The following is a 1,465-nucleotide window of genomic DNA, read 5'->3' as shown; positions in this document are numbered from 1 at the left end:
CGGATTAACCCCCTGAATTTGGACAGATACTCTCTTTTTCTAGGATGATCAAACTTTTTCCTCTTCTTTTGTCTTGAGATAGGATCGCCCATTTGCTGCGTTTGTCAAGGAACGCTTTCGCTCTCCCGTTGGTCGTCCTTGACAAGCCTCTCAAATAGGCGGTTTGATGGTTAAGACAAAAGAAGGAGATACTTTGTGTCACACACGGACGTCCCGTTGTGGTACCATCCCGCGCTTTGTTTGCTCATAATATTCTTTTGGAGAGAGGTCCAGAATACTTCCGTGCAGTCGTCGCTCATTGTAAAACGCTATATACGAAGTAACTGCCTGATAAGCCTCTTCGTAGGTCTGAAACTCGAAGCGTTGGAAACAGTCATCTTCCAAAAGACGGTGAAAAGCTTCAATATGAGCGTTCGAGTTAGGAGACTTTGGTGGAATTCGTTCGTGTTCCACACCGAAAGTGTCGCAATGCTGGGCATACGTAAGTGACTTATATTGTGGTCCGTTATCACTGCGAAGCACAAGGCCGTCTGTATCAAAGACCTGGCGCTTCATCATCGCCTGCTGCAGGGCGCGCCAGGCGTCGGCAGCTGTACATGTCAGACCTATATGATAAGCAATGATCGTTCGGTCATAGACATCGATGTAAGATAAGACGAAGAAAAAGCGATCTTCTCCATGAATGAAGCCGTATTTCAAATCGGTCTCCCACAGTTGATTGGAGCCTGTAATCGTGCGATTCTTTGCCCGTTTTCGTTTCGTCACAGGCCTGGGCTGGCGCTGAGGACGCAAGATACCAAGCTCTTTACACAATCGATAGACTTTCTTTTTATTGATGATTACGTAGTGGCGGCGAAGAATCACGGTGAGTTTTCGATAGCCATAAGCGAAAGCCTCACTTTCGATCTCTTCCAGCAGCCATTCCTTGATTTGTTCATCTGAAATTTTTTTGCCATTTTTGGTGACAGAGTAGCCTGGTATGGGACGTCCCTCACTTACCTTTTTGTACTCGACGCGATAAGACGTTTGATAATAATACGTCGATCGTGGAATACCAAGAATGCGGCAGATGACCGATACCTTGTACCCTTTGGCAATCCAGGCTTGAGCGACGTCTATTTTTTCAGCAAGTGAGGGTTCTTCTTTTTTATGAGATCACGCAGAACAGCAATTTCTAAATCCTTTTCGCCAAGTAGTTTCTTTAATTCCGTATTCTCCTGTTCCATCTTTTGAGGATTCACATAGTCAACCTGATCCACGGATGTTTGGCCGAAATGCCCTTGTTCATACTCTTTCGTCCACCGGTAAATCAGATTTTTTGATAGTTCATACCGCCTCGCTACTAAGGCTTTATTGCCAGTTTCGAGTGCTTCTTTTACCACTTGCAATTTAAAGTCATTGGAGTAAACGTGTCGTTTCATAGTCCATCAACCCCTTTGATTCTAGTGTAACTAAGTTACCTTTC

At 44.8% G+C, this 1,465-nt stretch carries 2 protein-coding genes; both read right to left on the bottom strand.

Annotated elements, in window-relative coordinates:
• Positions 1–198: 198 nt before the first annotated feature.
• On the bottom strand, positions 199–1,053 hold the full coding sequence (locus tag ACE1TI_RS21740) for an IS3 family transposase (RefSeq protein ID WP_375009588.1): 855 nt from the start codon (positions 1,051–1,053) through the stop codon (positions 199–201).
• A 62-nt stretch (positions 1,054–1,115) separates the two neighbouring features.
• Positions 1,116–1,421, bottom strand: coding sequence for a transposase (locus ACE1TI_RS21735; RefSeq protein ID WP_375009587.1), 306 nt, complete (start codon positions 1,419–1,421; stop codon positions 1,116–1,118).
• Positions 1,422–1,465 lie beyond the last annotated feature (44 nt).

Origin of the sequence: Alteribacillus sp. JSM 102045 (assembly GCF_041949975.1) — a bacterium.
Classification (GTDB): Bacteria; Bacillota; Bacilli; order Bacillales; family Marinococcaceae; genus Alteribacillus.
The sequence above is the reverse complement of the archived record's forward strand: the minus strand, read 5'-3'. Positions and strand labels throughout refer to the sequence as shown.